Origin of the sequence: Flavobacterium sp., from assembly GCF_035760125.1 — a bacterium.
Taxonomy (GTDB): domain Bacteria; phylum Bacteroidota; class Bacteroidia; order Flavobacteriales; family Flavobacteriaceae; genus Flavobacterium.
Genome location: NZ_DASTTN010000403.1, coordinates 1 through 19,164 on the forward strand (window position 1 = coordinate 1; position 19,164 = coordinate 19,164).

19 protein-coding genes and 2 pseudogenes are annotated in these 19,164 nt (G+C 31.9%); 16 read left to right on the plus strand and 5 right to left on the minus strand.

Translation table 11 applies throughout. The features are described 5' to 3' along the window. From ppnK to murI, 7 genes and pseudogenes are all read left to right on the plus strand, one after another. A pseudogene (gene ppnK / locus VFS71_RS14235) lies at positions 1-126 on the plus strand (NAD(+) kinase); the annotation flags it as partial. A gap of 150 nt (positions 127-276) precedes the next feature. Next, a complete protein-coding gene (locus VFS71_RS14240; protein ID WP_326402050.1) occupies positions 277-954 on the plus strand; it encodes a DUF6089 family protein in 678 nt (225 codons plus the stop codon). 6 nt (positions 955-960) lie between these two features. After that, positions 961-1,698: an isoprenyl transferase gene (locus tag VFS71_RS14245; protein ID WP_326402051.1), complete on the plus strand. Its 738-nt coding sequence runs from the start codon at positions 961-963 to the stop codon at positions 1,696-1,698. Next, positions 1,631-4,378 (plus strand): BamA/OMP85 family outer membrane protein, encoded by a 2,748-nt coding sequence (locus tag VFS71_RS14250; RefSeq protein WP_326402053.1) that lies wholly within the window; start codon positions 1,631-1,633, stop codon positions 4,376-4,378. Before VFS71_RS14245 ends, VFS71_RS14250 begins: the two co-directional genes overlap by 68 nt. Positions 4,379-4,412: 34 nt before the next feature. Further along, positions 4,413-5,423, plus strand: a complete 1,011-nt coding sequence (locus tag VFS71_RS14255; protein WP_326402054.1) for an OmpH family outer membrane protein — start codon at positions 4,413-4,415, stop codon at positions 5,421-5,423. A 40-nt stretch (positions 5,424-5,463) separates the two neighbouring features. Continuing rightward, a complete protein-coding gene (locus tag VFS71_RS14260; protein ID WP_326402056.1) occupies positions 5,464-5,964 on the plus strand; it encodes an OmpH family outer membrane protein in 501 nt (166 codons plus the stop codon). 108 nt (positions 5,965-6,072) lie between these two features. After that, positions 6,073-6,849: a glutamate racemase gene (gene murI / locus VFS71_RS14265; RefSeq protein ID WP_326402058.1), complete on the plus strand. Its 777-nt coding sequence runs from the start codon at positions 6,073-6,075 to the stop codon at positions 6,847-6,849. Between the two features lie 2 nt (positions 6,850-6,851). On the opposite strand, the gene VFS71_RS14270 is transcribed toward murI, so the two are convergent. Together VFS71_RS14270 and VFS71_RS14275 are read right to left on the minus strand one after the other, a co-directional pair. After that, positions 6,852-8,090, minus strand: a complete 1,239-nt coding sequence (locus VFS71_RS14270) for an aromatic hydrocarbon degradation protein (RefSeq protein ID WP_326402059.1) — start codon at positions 8,088-8,090, stop codon at positions 6,852-6,854. After that, entirely contained in the window at positions 8,091-9,413 is a 1,323-nt protein-coding gene (locus tag VFS71_RS14275) for a DUF4270 family protein (protein ID WP_326402061.1), read from the minus strand. 230 nt (positions 9,414-9,643) lie between these two features. On the opposite strand from VFS71_RS14275, the gene VFS71_RS14280 reads away from it, so the two are divergent. The 5 genes from VFS71_RS14280 (at position 9,644) to VFS71_RS14300 (ending at position 13,809) form a co-directional block, all read left to right on the plus strand. Then, complete coding sequence (locus tag VFS71_RS14280) at positions 9,644-10,507, plus strand: DUF6268 family outer membrane beta-barrel protein (RefSeq protein WP_326402062.1); 864 nt, start codon at positions 9,644-9,646, stop codon at positions 10,505-10,507. A gap of 17 nt (positions 10,508-10,524) precedes the next feature. Next, a complete protein-coding gene (locus tag VFS71_RS14285) occupies positions 10,525-11,520 on the plus strand; it encodes a Kelch repeat-containing protein (RefSeq protein WP_326402063.1) in 996 nt (331 codons plus the stop codon). Beyond that, on the plus strand, positions 11,504-11,869 hold the full coding sequence (locus tag VFS71_RS14290; RefSeq protein ID WP_326402065.1) for a DUF4907 domain-containing protein: 366 nt from the start codon (positions 11,504-11,506) through the stop codon (positions 11,867-11,869). Before VFS71_RS14285 ends, VFS71_RS14290 begins: the two co-directional genes overlap by 17 nt. Positions 11,870-12,166: 297 nt before the next feature. After that, positions 12,167-12,991 carry a sensor histidine kinase gene (locus VFS71_RS14295; RefSeq protein WP_326402068.1) on the plus strand — a complete coding sequence of 275 codons (825 nt, stop codon included), beginning with the start codon at positions 12,167-12,169 and terminating at the stop codon, positions 12,989-12,991. A 104-nt stretch (positions 12,992-13,095) separates the two neighbouring features. Beyond that, complete coding sequence (locus VFS71_RS14300) at positions 13,096-13,809, plus strand: LytTR family DNA-binding domain-containing protein (RefSeq protein WP_326402069.1); 714 nt, start codon at positions 13,096-13,098, stop codon at positions 13,807-13,809. A 27-nt stretch (positions 13,810-13,836) separates the two neighbouring features. Here VFS71_RS14300 and VFS71_RS14305 read toward each other — a convergent pair whose 3' ends face one another. Both VFS71_RS14305 and VFS71_RS14310 read right to left on the minus strand, forming a co-directional pair. Further along, a complete protein-coding gene (locus VFS71_RS14305) occupies positions 13,837-14,352 on the minus strand; it encodes a gamma carbonic anhydrase family protein (RefSeq protein WP_326402070.1) in 516 nt (171 codons plus the stop codon). Between the two features lie 11 nt (positions 14,353-14,363). Continuing rightward, on the minus strand, positions 14,364-15,359 hold the full coding sequence (locus VFS71_RS14310; protein ID WP_326402072.1) for a type IX secretion system membrane protein PorP/SprF: 996 nt from the start codon (positions 15,357-15,359) through the stop codon (positions 14,364-14,366). Between the two features lie 124 nt (positions 15,360-15,483). On the opposite strand from VFS71_RS14310, the gene VFS71_RS14315 reads away from it, so the two are divergent. The 3 genes from VFS71_RS14315 (at position 15,484) to VFS71_RS14325 (ending at position 18,077) form a co-directional block, all read left to right on the plus strand. Next, positions 15,484-16,377 carry a NifU family protein gene (locus tag VFS71_RS14315; protein ID WP_326402073.1) on the plus strand — a complete coding sequence of 298 codons (894 nt, stop codon included), beginning with the start codon at positions 15,484-15,486 and terminating at the stop codon, positions 16,375-16,377. A 234-nt stretch (positions 16,378-16,611) separates the two neighbouring features. Further along, positions 16,612-17,130: a YtxH domain-containing protein gene (locus VFS71_RS14320; RefSeq protein ID WP_326402075.1), complete on the plus strand. Its 519-nt coding sequence runs from the start codon at positions 16,612-16,614 to the stop codon at positions 17,128-17,130. An 83-nt stretch (positions 17,131-17,213) separates the two neighbouring features. Then, on the plus strand, positions 17,214-18,077 hold the full coding sequence (locus tag VFS71_RS14325) for a mechanosensitive ion channel family protein (RefSeq protein ID WP_326402076.1): 864 nt from the start codon (positions 17,214-17,216) through the stop codon (positions 18,075-18,077). On the opposite strand, the pseudogene VFS71_RS14330 reads toward VFS71_RS14325, so the two are convergent. Beyond that, a pseudogene (locus VFS71_RS14330) lies at positions 18,078-18,209 on the minus strand (tRNA (adenosine(37)-N6)-threonylcarbamoyltransferase complex dimerization subunit type 1 TsaB); the annotation flags it as partial. Positions 18,210-18,285: 76 nt separating this feature from the next. Between VFS71_RS14330 and VFS71_RS14335 the strand changes: the two are divergent. After that, the coding region (locus VFS71_RS14335; RefSeq protein ID WP_326402077.1) for a hypothetical protein at positions 18,286-19,164 on the plus strand (879 nt) is incomplete at its 3' end.

Sequence of the window (19,164 nt, forward strand, 5' to 3'; positions counted from 1 at the left end):
GCAAATGATTCGATTTTGACCATAAAAAAGACAAATTTCGAAATAAATATGGTGGAGATACCGGAAGAAACTTTTTTGAAAACCCTAAGAACAAAATTACTTTGGGGTGAGGACAGAAGGAATTAAAACTTCATATACGAATTATCCCTTTTTAATCGTTAATATCACATCCTTTGTATATAAAAAAAGGGAGCTGGTCTAAAAAAAGACAGTATTCCTAAGTTACGTATTGAATCCTATTGATAATTATTATATTTGCACGCAATTTTATAATTTATGAGTAAAATTTTTATTTCATTTTTATGCTTTTTTACGTTTTCTTCTATTCATTCCCAAATTAATGAAATAGGAGTTTTTCTTGGTGGCAGCAATTACATAGGAGATGTAGGCTCAACAACTTACATTGCTCCCAATGAGCCTGCATTTGGTATTTTATACAAATGGAATAAAAGTTCAAGACATGCTTATAGATTTTCCTATACACAGTCGCAAATCTCAGGGAATGACCATGATTCTAAAGAATCTGGAAGACACAATAGAGGATATCGCTTTAAAAACAACGTAAAAGAACTGTCAGCTGGATTAGAGTTTAATTTTTTTGATTTTAATTTACATGAGGAAAAACCAAAATTCACTCCTTATGTATATTCAGGCTTAAGTTATTTCCTTTACGATGAATTATATGTAACTTCAGGGGTAACACATAAAAACAACACAAAAAGCAGTGTTGCCATACCAATGATCCTTGGTGTAAAAACAAATTTCTTAAGAGATTTCGTTTTAGGTTTAGAAGTTGGAGCCCGATATACTTTTACTGACAATATTGATGGTAGTAATCCAAGTAACAGTAGTTTACCCAAATTTGGTAATATAAATAATAATGATTGGTATGTTTTCTCGGGAGTGACATTAACGTATACTTTTGGAGACAAACCATGTTACTGCGCAGATTAAAATAAGATGTTAAAAGACAAAATAAACACAAACAATATTCCCAAACACTTGGCCATTATCATGGACGGGAATGGTCGTTGGGCGAAACAAAAAGGTTTTATCAGAACGCTTGGACATGAAAGCGGCTCAAAATCTGTAAAATTAATCATCCAAGAGTGCTTAGATTTAGGCGTAGAATACTTAACCCTATACGCTTTCTCCACAGAAAACTGGAATAGGCCCAAGCTTGAAGTAGACACTTTAATGAGAGTTTTAATCAATTCATTAAAGAAAGAGCTAAAAACAATGCAGGAAGGCAACATCAAGATGAACGCCATCGGTAATTTAGAAAAATTGCCAAAGAACGCTCAAAAGCAATTATTTGATGTACTTGACAAAACAAAAGACAATACGAAAATGACATTAACTCTTGCCTTAAGCTACGGATCTAGAGAAGAATTAGTAAATGTTGTAAAAATAATAAGCGATAAAGTTAAAAATAATATAATTTCAATAGACAGTATTGACGATTCAATTATAAATGAGCATCTTTACACGCATAATTTACCGGATGTTGATTTATTAATAAGAACTAGTGGGGAACATAGAATAAGTAATTTTTTGCTATGGCAAATAGCCTATGCAGAATTATACTTTACTGATGTATTATGGCCAGACTTTAAAGAACAAGATTTACATGAGGCTATCATTAGTTATCAAAAAAGAGAACGTCGATTTGGAAAAACAAGTGAACAAATTAAATAATTTTTTAGTGTTACATAAAAGCATAAAACTAGTCCTTACCTTTTTAATTTTAGGCACATTTACTCAAATTAAAGCACAAGACAGAGTACCATTTGACCAAGGTAAAAAATACATATTAGCAGATGTAAAAGTAGTTGGAGACATTAGTTTCAACCCTCAGACTGTGGTTACTTTTGCTGGTTTGGAAAAAGGACAAGAAATTACAGTTCCGGGAGAACAAATCAGTAGTTCAATAAAAAAATTAGGAAAACTTGGTCTTTTTGATGAAATTTCATTTTATGTAAATAGAGTAGAAAATGATAGTATATACCTTGACTTGAACATTAAAGAATTACCAAAAATCAACGAAGTAAAGTTTGTCGGTGTGTCCAAAAGTAAAACTGAATCTTTCATTAAAGACAATGGACTAACCAATGGCAAAATTGTAACCGAAAACTTAATCACGACCACAAAAAACTACATTGAAAAAAAATACAAGAAAGACGGTTTTTTCAATGCTAAAGTTTACATAACTACTTCAAAAGATTCCACTTTAACTTCGAATCAAGTAAACATGCTTGTAAAAGTTGACATAGGTGAAAAAGTCAAAGTTTACAAAATTGATTTTGAAGGCAACAAAGATGTTCCAAGCAGCAAACTACTTGGCTCCATGAAAAACACCAAAGAAAAAAATTTCCTTCACGTTTTGAAGAGATCAAAATACATTGAAGACAAATACCAAGAAGATTTAGAAAAGATAGTTAATGATTATAAAAAAATCGGATATCGTGATGCCCGTATTTTAGGAGATTCCGTTGCCTATAATAAAGAAAAAAATGCCCTTTATATAAAAATCAAAGTAGAGGAAGGAATTAAATATTATTTTGGAAATATTAAATTTATCGGAAACACAGTTTACTCTGACGAAGGTCTGCGTAGTATGTTAGGCATCCGCACTGGAGATGTATATAATGGAGTACTCCTTCAGGAAAGAATTGCTGACAAATCAAAGCCAGATGGTGAAGACATTACCAATTTATATCAAAATAATGGATACTTGTTTTCAAACATAAACGCAGTAGAAACAAAAACAACTGACAACGTAATTGATTTTGAAATCCGAGTAACTGAAGGTCCAATTGCATATTTCAACAAAATTACGGTTGTCGGAAATGACAAAACTAACGATGAAGTTATCTATCGAGAATTAAGAACAAAACCTGGAGAAAAATACAACAAAGGGGAATTAGTAAGAACCATTCGAGAAATTGGACAATTAGGCTTTTTTGACCCTGAAAAAATTGACCCACAATTCAAAAATGTTGATTCTGGTGCCGGAACTGTAGATATTGAATACCATGTAGTTGAAAAAGGCGCTAGCCAAATTGAACTTCAAGGAGGATATGGTGGAGGTGGTTTCGTAGGAACTTTGGGACTATCATTCAACAACTTTTCGGCAAGAAACTTATTCAATAAAGATGCATATCATCCACTTCCGATGGGGGATGGACAAAAAGTGGCTTTACGTCTTCAAGCAAGTTCTTACTACAAAACCTATAGTTTATCTTTTTCAGAACCTTGGTTTGGAGGAAAAAAACCAATCCAATTTAGTAGCTCATTTGCATTTAGCCAACAATACAGTTCAAACTACCAATTGCAAAGAGTAGACAAATCAAAATACATCAACATCACCTCGTTGTCTGTTGGAATGGCAAAAAGATTAACTGTACCGGATGATTTCTTCACGCTTTCACAATCAATCAGCTACCAACAATACGATTTGCATAATTATCTTTACGGATTATTTACATTTGCAAATGGAACATCGAGGAATTTATCTTATTCTGTTGGTTTAACGAGAAATAGTAAAGGATTCAATCCTATATTCCCAACTTATGGTGCTGAATTTGGAATAACCGGTGAATTTACGCTTCCATATTCCCTTTTTAATGGTGTTGATTATGCAACATTAGGAGATCAACAAAAATATAAATATATTTACTCCGGAACTTCCTATGTAGATAATAATGATAGAGTTGTAAATGCTGGAGATTATTTAGACAAACTACCATCATCTGGAGGAAGTGTTCCAAATAAAGTAGATAATTATCAAGACGCAGTTGCCGATCCTGCAAAAGTGGATCAAGAAAAATACCGATGGTTAGAATATTACAAAGTACAATTTACAGGAGACTGGTTTACTACTTTATATAAAAAATTGGTATTACGTACTTTAATGCAATTCGGTTTCTTAGGAGCTTATAATCAAGACAGAGGAGTTATTCCTTTTGAAAGATATTATTTAGGAGGAGATGGTATGGCTGGAAGTTCGATTGACGGAAGACAGAATATACAGCTAAGAGGATATGAAAACGGGGCTTTGACACCTGCAAGTTCAACTGGAGATGCTTATGGTGCTACAGTTTACAATAAATTCTCATTAGAATTGCGTTATCCAATTACGTTGAAATCATCTGCATCTATTTATGCATTAACCTTTGCAGAAGCAGGACAATCGTATGAATCATTATCAGACTATCAACCTTTTAATTTGGCTCGTTCAGCAGGTGTTGGCTTAAGGGTATTTATGCCTGCATTTGGTTTATTGGGTATTGATTTTGGTTATGGATTCGATGCTGTTCCTGGAGCTATACAGCCAAGTGGATGGCAAACACATTTCATCATAGGTCAGCAATTTTAAGTAAATTTGGTTTAAATTTCTAAAATTAAAAATTATGAGAAAAGAATTTTTATTTATAATTTTATCGCTTATTGTTGTAACCACAACAAAGGGGCAAACCAAAGGAAATAAAGTAGGTTACATTGATATGGAATACATATTACAAAATGTACCAGACTATATTGAGGCTAAAGCTCAATTAGAACAAAAAGCACAGAAATGGAAACAAGAAATTGAGGCTAAAAAATTAGAAATTAACAAACTAACTGAGGCATTAAAAGCTGAAAAACCATTATTGACAGCTGAATTAATAGAAGAAAGAGAAACGGAAATAAAGTTCCTCGAATCTGAAAAATTAGATTATCAACAAAAAAGATTTGGCCCTAATGGGGATTTAATAATACAAAAAGCCGGATTAGTTAAACCTATTCAAGATCAAGTTTTCACAGCTGTTCAAGATATAGCTGAGGCAAAAAAGTACGACTTTATTTTTGACAAATCTTCACATTTAACCATTCTTTTTGCAGCAAAAAGATTTGATATTAGTGATCAAGTGATTCGAATGTTAAATCGAACAGAAAAAAGGGAACAATTAACCAAAAAACAGCAAAAAGAAGAAGAAGCTAAAGAGAACAAAGAAGACCAATTAGATGAGAATCCTGTTTTAGCTGAAAGAGAAAAAGCATTACTAGATAAAAAAGCCGCTAGGGAAAAATTAGTAGCCGATAAAAAAGCCGCCCAAGAAGAAGCCCGTAAAAAGTACGAAGAAAAAAGAAAACAATTACTAGCTGAAAAGGAAGCAAAAAAAAATGGCACAGTTGTTGAACCAGCTAAAACAGAAGAAGCAAACACATTCACTCCAAATACAACAGAAATAACAGACACTTCAAAAACAACAACCGAAGCTGTCAAACCCAACGTATATGAAGAACGTAAAAAAGCTTTAGAAGAAAAAAGAAAAAAAATACTCGAAGAAAGAGAAGCTGTCAAAAAAGCAGCCGAAGAAAAAAGATTAAAAGAAATTCAAGAAAAAGAAGCTTTAAAAAAAGCTAATGAAGTAAAATAAAACAACTAAACAAATTCTAATTATTAAATATTTTAAAACAATGAAACAATTCAAAACTTTACTAATTGCTGCGATACTATTTTTAGGTGCAACTCAAATTTCAAATGCTCAAACTAAAGTAGCTCACGTTGATGTAAATGAAATCATGTCTAAATTACCGGCTATGCTTGATGCTCAAAAGCAATTAGAGAAATTGAGTGGAACTTATGATGCTGACTACAAAAAGATGGTTGAAGAATACCAAGCAAAATTAAAAAAGTATGAAGCTGAATCTGCAACTGTTACTGAAACTGTAAATCAAGAACGTTCTAAAGAAGTTCAAGATATGCAAAAAAGAATTGTTGACTTTAGAGACAATGCTCAAAAAGAATTACAAACAAAACAAGAAGAAATCGTTAAGCCAATTATGGAAAAAGTAAGAGCTTCTATCCAAAAAGTAGGCAAAGCTAAAGGATTTCAATATGTTCTAGACGGATCTACACTTTTACTTGCTGATGGAACAAACATCACTGCTGACGTGAAAAAAGACTTAGGTTTTTAATCTAAAATAAATGATTTACAAACTGCTCCTCCAAAATATTGGATGAGCAGTTTTTTTTTACAAAAAAAAATATAGTATATTTAAACTATAGCTTTTAAATTTGCAGCCATGACAAACGATAGACCGATTGGTGTTTTTGACTCTGGAATTGGAGGAACTTCCATCTGGAAAGCCATTCATGATTTACTGCCAAATGAACAAACGATTTACCTAGCTGACAGCAAGAATGCTCCATATGGGCAAAAATCAAAAGCAGAAATCATTGCTTTAAGCATGAAAAACACAGATTTACTGATTGAAATGGGTTGCAAACTAATTGTAGTGGCCTGTAATACCGCAACAACCAATGCTATCCAGGAACTAAGAGCGAAATATTCTATCCCTTTTATTGGAATAGAACCTGCCATAAAACCTGCAGCAACACACTCTAAAACTCAAACGATAGGAATCTTAGCAACAAAAGGAACTTTAAACAGTGAACTTTTCAATAAGACCATGGAGAAATACCAAGACATCAAAATCATTGAGCAAATAGGCTATGGATTGGTTCAATTAATCGAAGATGGTCAAATCAATTCTCCAGAAATGACCAAATTACTTAATTCCTATCTAGTTCCAATGATTGAAGCTAATATTGACTATCTCGTATTGGGCTGTAGTCATTATCCCTATTTAATTCCACAAATAAAAAAAATTCTTCCAGAACACATTCATATCATTGATTCTGGAGAAGCTGTTGCCAAACAAACCCAAAATATACTTAGAGACAAGGTTGGTTTCTCAACTGCTAAAACCAACACTCCGATTTTCTATACAAACACCGATCCAAAAGTTTTAACCGAAATTTTAGAAAACAAATACCAAGTTGAAAAGAAAGATTTCTAAAACTATTCTAACTTTTTCTTAACGAACCAAATACCGTCTAAATTAAGATTCAAAGTTAATTTATGATAATTTTCTTGAACTAATGAATTTGTTATTTGCCCTTTTTGCCCATAAGAATAAGAAATAAACAAAGCTGAAGATAAATGGTCCAAAGGTAATGAAGCTCCAATCGAGAAATTTTTATCCTCAATTTTTTTATTGTCCACTTCTAAATAGCCTGTATCGTAATTAACGCCTGCAGCATATTTTATTCGATCAAAATAACTTCTGGATGCTTTTGCTTTTTGATAAGACAATCCCAATGCAAACTTTTCTTGATTGGAAAAATTGCCATACATGTCGGATTGATTCGTAGCATCCCAAAATCTTTTCTCATAATCAAAAGCTATATTTAGTTTATTTTTAAAAACTTTGTTGAAACCTATACCTACTTCTAAAGGCAAATAAAAATCATCTGTATCGGATTTTTCATCAGTCTCCAGAGAAGAAGTACCCGTACCATTTACAACAGTAACAGATTGAATTTTGGTTGCATTTACTCGTGTTGGAGATTTTACATTTAATCCAAAAGTCAATGATGGGTTCATTTTGAATTGGGATCCCAAAATAGGCCGAATACCACTATAATTCACTTTTTTGTCTATAGTAGTAACCGAGTTATTGATTTCATAGGTTCTTTCATCAGTAGTATTTCCAAAAAGAACAGAGGCAGAAAGCCCCAAGGATAATTTATTACTTAATTTATAAGCATAAGATAAATCTAAATTATTCAATCCGCCTGTACCTATTACGTCCAAATAATAATACTCATTATTACTATCTAGTACCGGTATTTTTAATTCTGAAATTTTAAAAGAGGAACTGGAATAAGGCATCATAGCAACGCTAACTGCCGATTTATTATTTATCGGAAAGGCAAAAGCAAAATGGGAAAACTGAAAATTGTTTCGATTTTCCTTTTTTAAATTATCTTCAAAAGAAGATTGAATCCCTTTACCTCCAACTTCAAAAAAGAAATTATTCTCCGGAATATTAACAAGAGATGCTGCATTTTTATTATTGATAAAATTATCAGATGGTAATGCTATACCTGTTGAACCAAGAGATGGAATTAATCCAAAATTAGCTTCGTACAAACTTCCCAATCCATATAGCGAATATGGTGAAGTAGCAATACTTTGAGAGTAAGTTATAAAAGAAACAAAAAACACTAAAGCCAAAAAAAGGAAACTCTTTTTCATTTAATACGTTATATAATAGATTTGTAATTTCATTTCACTTTCCTTATTGGTCTGATCTCCCAATACAACTCTATCAACAATTTTGGATAAAGTAGGCAACGTAAACATCAAACCACTCTTTGAATCAGACTCTTTCAGCATTTCCTTTTGCAAAAAAGACCCCAGAGACAGTTGATAATTCACACTTTCATCAAATTCATCATTCTCATTATTTAGAGTTGCGACTATGCTCTCACCACTGGAATTTGTAAGTGTTGCTTTTATTCGATTCAATTTATCAACAACATAAACACTTAGTTTTTCAGGCAATGGAAACATTTTCGAATACGAATTCTTGACGGGTTTCATTATTAACTTTGCATCGACTATGGCTCCTTTGTCTGCGAGGTATTTTAGTTGCTTTATATTAGGAAAATCGACCCGACAAACTATTCCCGTACCGGATTGAATGAATCCGATATTTCCAGTGTACAAACTGGATAAATTCATTTTTGATAATGGTAAATCATTAATTAAAGTTCCTGTCCTGTCCGATGAAATTGAGTTAAACTGCTTGGTGGCATCCAAAATGGTAAAATCTTTATTATAAAAATCTCCTGCTTCACCTTTCCCTTTAGAGTAGTACAATCGAAGGACACTTGACAGGTTGAAACCTACTACACTACCTGAAGTATTGGAAGACGATGTAACAACAAAACCTTTTAAATATTCTGTGAACTCACTAGATGTCGTGATTTCATTATTCTTGAACTTATTAAAAAGTTCCAATCCAAATTCATTATCCAATTTGACATTAATACTATCTCTCCCTATGGGCTTTGGTTTATATGTAATCGTACCTAAACTTGTACCATTATAATCTAAAGTGGAATTATTATAAAAACTATCATCATTAGCATTGGGCTTGAACTTATTGATTACCCTATGAATATTTAATGTCTGTACTTTGGTAGTATCGGCATAATAGTAATCATCATATCTCAAAATCATTGCAATAGAATCAAACACATATCCCGTTGCATCTGTATCGGAATTTTCACTATAAAGATTAAATGAAGATGTCGAAATCTGAAAATAGCTATCCGACCTCACTTTCCCAAAAAGAGGATCATCATAATTTCCTACTAATATTCTACTTTCACTAGAAGTAACCAAAGAGTCTAGCTTTATGGTAGAAACATCAATTGTGACTGTATCTATTGAGATCATCTTATTTTTTAATGCAAGATAATCTGCTCCTACAACAAATTCCCCAGCATCAACGTCCGAATCACAAGAGAATATCAATAAACTGAAAAACATCAAAATCAAAAACTTGTACATACCTAATTTTTTGAGCAAATATATAAGCCCTCGTTGCTGCAGTCCTAATAACATATACTGTTCGGGTTATTCAATCTATAAAAAGTGATAAAGTGTCTATGACTTACTATATAGTTTCAAATTCAGATTCACCTTTAATAATAGCCCGTTTGTCTATAGAATAAACCCATGCATATATATTCTTTTTTATTCATTGGCAACACGATTACTTTTGGACCAATAATTAAATAATGAGAATAAACAACTTTACGAAGCTTTTAATTTTGATTCCAATATTTAGTGTTTATGCACAAAAGGGGCTCACAATTGATTTGAATATAAAAACGGAACCGATAGAAAATGGTTCAATAAATCAAACTGGAATTGGAGTGCTATTTTTTAAAGATATTGGAACTAAAAACAAATTGAAAAACACTTTTAAATACAACAGCACAACGGTTACTGATGAAATTGAAACCTATCTATTAAAAAATTATGTTACAAATTATAGTAACACTCACTTTAATAGTTTTGAAAATATTTTTGAACTTTCTCATCAAATAACAGAAAAAACAAAATTGAATATAGCAGTAGAACCAACAGCTAATTATGAAAGTAATTTTGAAATTTCGGATATAAGCATATTAGGAGGTATTGAACTTAGCCAGTCGTTAAACAAAAACAATAGCATTGATGTGGGAATAAAAAGAATGACCGTTTTTGGAAAACCCGAAATACTTCCAACATTTTCATTTAATCATCAATTCAACAATGAAGCTTATTTAAAATTAGGATTCCCAAATTCAGAACTATCCTATTCCAATTCAATTCGAAATAAATTCAGCCTAAACAATGACTTTAGCGGAAGCAGCTACAATCTAAATTCGCCTATTATAACAGATGATTTAAATACCATAACAAAAGTTGGATTCTCTCAAATGGAAACCACATTGCAATTTGAAAGGAATATGGACACCTCTTGGTACGTCAGCCTCAAAGGCGGATATTCATCGAACAAAGAATTTAAATTTTCTGATGAAAATAGGACAAAAGAAATGAATCAGACCTTAAAAAACGGAGGCATCTTTTCTATTAGCATAAAATACAAACTTTAATAAACACCATGCACATTATGAAACATTTGAAAAAAGGAATATTTCTTAGTACTTTACTTATTAGCTTAATTTGCATCAGCTGCAGCAATGACGATGATGAAGACAAACTAGGAAACTGGATAAAAAAATCAGCATTTGATGGACCAGCAAGATCTAGTGCGACAAGTTTCGTAATTGGCACTTATGCGTATGTAACTACCGGTTATACAGGTGACGAATATCTAAAAGATCTATGGGCATACAATTCAGATGGAGATTATTGGGAACAAAAAGCAGATTTCATAGGTATTGCGAGAAGTTCTGGATCAGGATTTGAATTAGACGGAAAAGGATACGTAGGTCTTGGCTATGATGGTACCAATAAATTAAAAGACTTTTTTGAATACAATCCAGACACAAATACTTGGGCACAAAAAGCAGATTTTTCAGGAACTGCTCGATATGGAGCCGTAGGTTTTCAAGTAGGAGGAAAAGCCTTTCTGGGAACAGGATATGATGGTAATTATTTAAAAGATTTCTACCAATACAATCCAACCGATAATACTTGGACTCAAGTCAATGGATTTAGTGGTAACAAAAGAAGAAATGCAACCGTTTTTGTTATTGACGACATAGCTTATTTAGGAACTGGTATAAACAGTGGTGTTAATCAAGTTGATTTTTGGGCATTTGACCCAAGCACCGATGTTTGGACAAGAAAAAGAGATTTAGATGATGATGAAAGTGATCATGATACTTACTCAATTAAAAGAGCAAATGCTTCTAGCTTTTCAATTAATAGCTTAGGATATATTACTTGTGGTGAAAGTGGAAATACCATTTGGGAATACAATCCCAAAACAGACATTTGGAAAGAAAAAACACCACTTGAAGGTTCGGGAAGATCTGATGCGATAGGAATAACAATCAATGGACAGAAAGGTTTTGTTATGTTAGGAAAAGCAGGAACATCTTACTTTGATGATGTCTGGGAATTCAAACCAAACGATGAACAAAATGACGACGACAACTAACCACAAAAGTAAATTCTTCCGGAAAAAACTCCGGAAGAATTTGTCTTATATATTCAATTTATTCATAATTGTATTTTTAATCGGACTCTTAATTTTTATTTTTTGTCAAAAAGAAAAAAATTTAAACATACAGTCCATAAAAGTAAATCATGGCTGGGGATATGCAATTACAAACAATAATCGTATCATTATAAAGCAAACAGTCATCCCGGTTATTAGTGAATACAAAAGTTTCCAAACAGAAAAAGAAGCAATGGCTGTAGGGCAATTGGTAATGAAAAAATTGAACACCAATAAATCACCCACTATTACAAAAAATGAATTAATTTTATTAAAAATAAGACACTAGATGAATATTGTATCAATAAAAAATAACGACTCAAACAAAATACTTATCCACAGTATTATTTGGTGTTTTTTTATTAGTACCTCCCTTATTCAATTTTATGAAAGTCCTTTTCATATCAATACCGATTTCTACATACAATGGATATCTGGAATAATACTTTTTTATCTTAATTACATTTACCTTGTTCCCCATTTGCTCCTGCAAAAAAAGTACGGGTATTATTTTACTATTTTATTCGTTTTGATAGTGATTTTTATGGTTTGTCGATACGAATTTTTCATGCCGAAATTCAGAGAAATGAGACCTCCAAATAGCCTGAATTATCCTAAAATATCTCTCTCAGATAAAAATATAGAGCATAGAATGTACAGAAGAAATCAACCTTTTTTCTTTAAACTTGTTCCTTCATTCTTTTATATTTTGATCGTTGCGATTAGTACAATAATCAAAACATTATCTGAGTTTTATGATGACCAACAAAACAAATTAATTGCCGAGAGCCAGAGAACTTCTATAGAATTAAATTATTTAAGAAAGCAAACCAATCCACACTTTTTATTCAATTCGCTTAACAGCATCTACTCGTTGGCCCATAAAAAATCAGACTTGGTACCCGATGCAATAGTCACTTTGTCCGAGATGATGCGATATATGCTTTATGAAACGGACAATAAAACGGTTTTACTTGAAAAGGAAATCGATTACATTAAAAATTATATTGAATTACAAAAATTAAGACTCAATAATATTGAAAACATTAGCATAAATATTCATGGTGACACTAAAAATAAGTTTATTGAGCCTATGTTATTGATTTCATTTATTGAAAATGCGTTCAAATACGGAACCGATTATAAAGGAACAGCTTATGTCAAAATTGTTATAACAATTGAAGAAAACATATTGACTTTTTGGGTAGAAAATAAAATAGAGAACAACAAAAAAGATCCTGAAAACTCAGGAATAGGATTGTCAAATATTAAAAATAGACTTAATTTGCTTTATCCAAATGCACATGAACTAAATCTATCTGCTACTGATGCGAAATATATAGTACATTTGATTTTACAATTGGATCAAATTCAGCTACAAGCTAATTCAGCTTTTATACCAACATCCTAATTTAAGAAAATATGAAATCGTCATTAACAATATGTTTGCTACAAGCAGGCACCAATGAATAAATGGCGATAACATATATGCCCTAACAAATAATTTTTACATATATGAAATGTGTCATTATAGACGACGAGCCATTAGCAGTAGATTTATTGGTCGAATTTGTTGGAAGAGTTGATTCACTTGAACTGGTTACCACATTTACAAACGCAATAGATGCCATATCCATAATCAATCAATCCCAGATTGATTTGATTTTTTTGGACATCGAAATGCCTCATTTTTCTGGAATTGATTTCATCAATGCTATCGAGAAAAAACCTTTAATTATCTTTACGACTGCTTATTCCAACTATGCGGTTGAAGGATTTAATCTTGGTGCGGTAGACTATTTGGTAAAACCTATTCCTTTTAATCGTTTTCTTAAATCTGTTTTACGAGCCCAACAAATCTTTGCTCCAAAAAATCTACCAATAGAGACCGGAACTGGAAATACGCCTGAAATTGAAAATGATTTTATGTTTGTTCGAGCTGAATATGAAAATGTAAAAATTAATTTCGCTGATATTTTATTTATCGAAGGATTAAAAGACTACGTCAAAATATACACCACCGACAATAAATATACGCTAACCTTAATCAGTTTAATAAAGCTGGAAAATCTATTGTCTTCCAAAGGCTTTGCAAGAATTCATCGTTCCTACATCATCAATATTAAACATGTTAAATCAATCCAAAAAAACAAAGTTTTAATCGCTGAAAAAAGGATTCCTATCAGCGAAAGTTATAAAGCTTCTTTCTTTGAAAAAATAAACATTTGATTTTAAATCATTGCTTTTTGAATGGTTTTATTCCTCTTTAAACCAACTTGAATACATCACGTAATTATTAGAAATACGCTCTATTTCACCAGCAAAATTAGACTGATCAATATCTTTTACTTTCTTGGCAGGTACACCCGCCCAAATGGTTCCAGATTCCACTATTGTGTTTTGTGTAATTACTGATCCTGCCCCAATAATAGAATTGCTTCCAATGATGCAATTATCCATAACAATGGCCCCCATTCCTATCAATACATTATCATGAATTGTACACCCATGCACAATCGCATTATGGCCTATGGAAACATTGTTCCCAATAATGGTTGGATGTTTTTGATAGGTACAATGTACAATTGCCCCATCTTGAATATTTACTTTATTACCAATTGTAATAAAATTTACATCTCCGCGAATTACAGCATTGAACCAAACGCTACATTGTGAACCAAAAGTAACTTCACCAACAATGGTAGCGTTCTCGGCTACATAACAATCTTCTGGAATAGCCGGTGATTTTCCGTTAACTGCCTTTATTATCATTTTCTTTTTAACTAATTAATTGCTGGACAATTACAATCGTATTTTTCAGGTTTACACAAAAAGTTAATCCCTAAAGTAAGCTGATGAAATCCTCCACTTTCATATTGAATATCTCCCAACAAATGGGTATAAGTATAGGCAAACATAAAGTTTTTATAATTAAATCCTAAAACAGGTGTAATATATTGTAGTTTCTGGCTATTCGTTCCGCTTCCATTGCTGTATTCTGCTCCGTCAAAACTTCTTCGATATGACAAACCTCCCCATAATTGTCCCATCTCCAAGTTTTTATAAGCTTTCAAGTTCATATCCAAAGAACTCTCTTTCGTTTTATCTACAAATTGATACAAAAGCGAAGGCTCTAATAAAACTTTGTCGGCATTACCAAAAACATAACCACCGCTGACAATAAATTTTCGTAAGTTGTCACTTTCATATTCCGTGTAAATAGTCTGTCTGGTTTCCAAAACATTCTTAACTACAGCATTAAAACTAAAATCAAGTACGTTGTATGAAGCCCCTATATCCAAATTAAAATAAGAAGCATGTTGAACAACATTTCCAAGAACTGGATCGTAATCTCCAGAATTCATAAAATCTGTTTCATCCAATTGACTTTGGTTTACACCTACATTGACACCGAAAGACAATTGATTTAAATCAACTTCATCTCTGGAAAACATAATATGATGGGCGTAAGTAGCTTTGAAACCAAATTGAGAATGATAACCATTAACATCATTAAAAACAATAGCTCCCACTCCAGACTTTTCACCTACTCTACCATTGTAACTTAAGGTTTGAAGTGCTGGTGCATCTGTTTGATCAAACCATTGTTTTCTTGCTGTAAGCCTTACTTTATGACAATTGGAAGCTCCCGCCATAGAGGGGAAGATCAAATAATAATTATCCGACAAATAATCGGAATACACAGGTATTCCTTCCTGTGAAAAACTATTAAAACTAATAAGAAAAAGAACTACTACAAACTTGATTTTATTATACATTGGGGGGGCTATTTTATAAAATTAATCACGAAAAAAAAACTTTTGTTAATTTATTCATTAAAAAATCAAATATAGTTAAACGTAGAAAATAACTTTACTAAATTTGTAAAAAATCACAAAAATCATGACAAAAGTTACTATAAAGGAAACTCAAAATCCAACGATAATAAAATTTGAATTTCAAGATTTTATCACTCAAAATGAAAGCTTTGAATTCAAAAATATAGATGAAGCCAAATCGTCTCCGCTTGCGCAACAACTTTTTTATTTACCATTTGTAAAAACGGTTTATATATCAGGAAATTTTATTGCTGTCGAAAGATTTAGCATTGTAGAATGGGACGATGTAAAAGAAGCAGTAGCAGAGCAAATTGAAGCTTACGTAGACAAAGGAGGAGTTATAATCACTGTTGATGAAAACAAAACCAAAAAACAGCCTATTACTGTTTATGGGGAATCAACTCCAAATCCATCAGCGCTAAAATTTGTTGTCAATAAAATGATAACAAAAAATGCTGTCGAATTCAAAAACATTGACCAGAGCGCACCTTCCCCATTGGCAACAGAATTATTTAAATTCCCATATGTAAAAGAAATTTTTATCGATGAAAATTACATTTCGGTTACTAAATATGACATCAATGAATGGCAAGACATCACGATGGAATTAAGAACATTCATTAAACAATTTATTGAAAACGGAGGAACTGTTCTTGACGAGACTTTAATTCAAACCATTATTAAAGACGAAAAAGCCAAAGATGAATCATTTGATTCTCTTGACGAAACTTCACAAAAAATCATTAATATCTTGGAAGAATATGTAAAACCTGCTGTAGCTGCAGACGGTGGTAATATTCTTTTTGATTCATATGATGGATCATCCAAAACTGTCAAAGTAATTATGCAAGGAGCTTGTAATGGATGCCCATCTTCTACTTTTACCTTAAAAAGTGGCATCGAAAACATGCTAAAAAGCATGCTAAATGACGAAGGAATCAAGGTAGAAGCTGTTTAATTTTAAACACAATAAAAATATTTATCTAAAAGCGCTCCCAAAAAGGAAGCGCTTTTTTTTATGCCTGAAAAATAAATTTTAGCTACAAACCTGTTTTCAAAATAATCAATATTTTTTGGTTCCAATCAAATTCATAATTTTAAAATATATTGTTTTTCAATATTTTACATTTCATTTAATTTAAAAATCATAAAAAAATGGTTACTTTTGATTTCTTAACTAAAAATAAAAACCATGGGAGTATCATCATTTTTCAAGAATTTATTTGGCTCAGCCAAAGAAACTGCAAACGAAATTGTAGATCAAGCAGAATCTGCTATTGAAGAAACCAAAATAGCGGCTCAACCATATGTAGAAAAAGCAGAAATTTTTCTAGAAGACACAGTAACCAAAGCCAAAGAAACTGCTACACCCTACATGGAAAAAGCTGAAGCAATTGTAGAAGAGACTGTATCCAAAGTAAAAGAAACTGCAGCTCCCATAATAGAAAAAGCAGAAACTTTTGTCGAAGAAACTGTAGCCAAAGCAAAAGAAACCGCAACGCCGCATGTTGAAAAAGCCGAAGCAATTTTGGAAGATGCAGTAGCTAAAGCAAAAGAAGCTGCAAAACCATTGATCGAAAAAGCGGAGTCAATAATGGTAGAAGCCAAAGCAAAAGGTACTGAAGCCATAAACGACCTAAAGGAAAAAACTAATACTTCAGACTCAAAAGAAATTGAAAGTTCAAATAAAACTGAAGAAGAATCGGAATAGTTTTTTATAAAAATATTAAATCCGTATTTTTGCGATTCAACTTATAACCTTCTCGATCGAGAAGGTTTTTTATGAATTAAAATATGACTTTAGATCCAAATTACATTGCTAGCTATGCCAATACTTTTATAGAAACACTTATTGAATATTCCCCAAAAGTGGTTTCTGCTCTTATCATTTTATTTATCGGACTATACGCTATTCGAATAATCAATAGACTTATTCGAAAAATAATGGTCAAAAGAGAATTGGACCCTACACTTACCAAGTTTCTGGCAGACATTTTACTTTGGGTTTTGCGAGTATTATTATTTGTGACTTTCATCGACAAACTAGGAATAGGAACCTCTTCATTTGTCGCTATTCTGGGAGCAATGGGACTTGCCGTTGGTTTATCTCTGCAGGGTTCATTATCTAATTTTGCTGGAGGAATGCTGATTATTCTTTTCAAACCTTTTAAAGTGGGAGATACTATAGAGGCACAAGGAGTTCTTGCAACGGTTCAGGAAATACAAATCTTTGTAACCAAATTAATTACCTCAAATAATCAAACGATTTTTGTTCCAAATGGTGCTTTATCCAATGGTACAATTATCAATTATTCAATGCAAGGATCCAGAAGAGCAGATTTAACCATTGCTATATCTTATGGAACAGATCTTAAAAAAGCAAAAGACATCATAATTAAAGCATTGGCAGAAGATTCTAGAATACTAACATCCCCTGCTTTAGAAGTTTCGGTTAAGAATTTAACGGACAATGCCATTCAATTGGCAGTAAGGCCTTGGGCAAAAACCGAAGATTATGGTGCCGTGGTAGCAGCTACTTTGGAAAACTGCAAATTAGCCTTTGATGCAGAAGGAATTGCTTTTCAACCGTATGTTACCGAGTTGTCGAATAACAATAATCCTCAACAACAATTCAACACAGTAATACAAAAAGGATAGCTATTTTTTAGGAGTGGCTATTAAAAAGTCTTTCAAATAATAAGGTTCAAAATAGGCGACATCAACAGTGTCGCTTTTTTTGTACTTATCAAAACTTAAAACACTCATTTCATTTATTAATGGATATATAATACAAAAAAAACAATTTTACGTCCTTTCCTATTCTCAATTATTATCCTTAAATTCAAAATCTAGAAATAATTCCAACATGAAAGCAATAAAGTTAATACTAATACTAATGTTTTATAATAGTTATGCACAGACTAAAATAACAGATTTTTATGTTCCTGAAAAAGTTGAAATAAACAAAGCTATTAGATATATACATTTTCCAAATTCAAATTTATCCTTAGCAATCCCTGAAAGTTACAAATATGCTTATGGTGAATTTGTAAAAGAAAATGAAATACATATACGTTCATATCCCAAAAACAACAATAGTTTTTCAGACAGCAAGACACTTACAAAAGATTGGGTAAAAAAATCCAAACAAAAAGGGTTTTATATTTTTGAGAAAGAATTGAAACTTGGAAATTATGAAGCATACTTAACTTACTATAATACTGAAATAGAGGGCAAATTTGATGAAATCTCATTAATATTAGGAAATGACACCTTTACCGAAACAGTAATAGGCAAATTTCCCAGAGACAAAATAAACGCTCAAAAAGAAGTCCTTTCTATATTACTGACATCACACATAGATAACCGTCAAAGTCCAAACTATTGTCCATCTGACCTATTTAGTATTGACTGTTCAAACTCAGATTTTAAGTTTCATTCTAACCTGTCGCCAAATGATTTTATCTACACTCCAAATGGAGAGGGCTCTTTAGAAACAACTTATCAAGATCTAATACGAATAATTATATTGTCTCCAATAAAAACCCCCGAAGCAAGAAAAGGGAATCTTCAAAGCATGATTGAATATTATAAAAATTCACATTACGAAATTCATCAATTTAAAAAGAAGACAATTGAAATAAATGGCATAAAAGGACACCAAATAATTTTAAACGGCAGCTATCAAAAAATACCAATATCTATTTACTTAATTATTTTAAATAATGAAAAGGCAACTATTAAT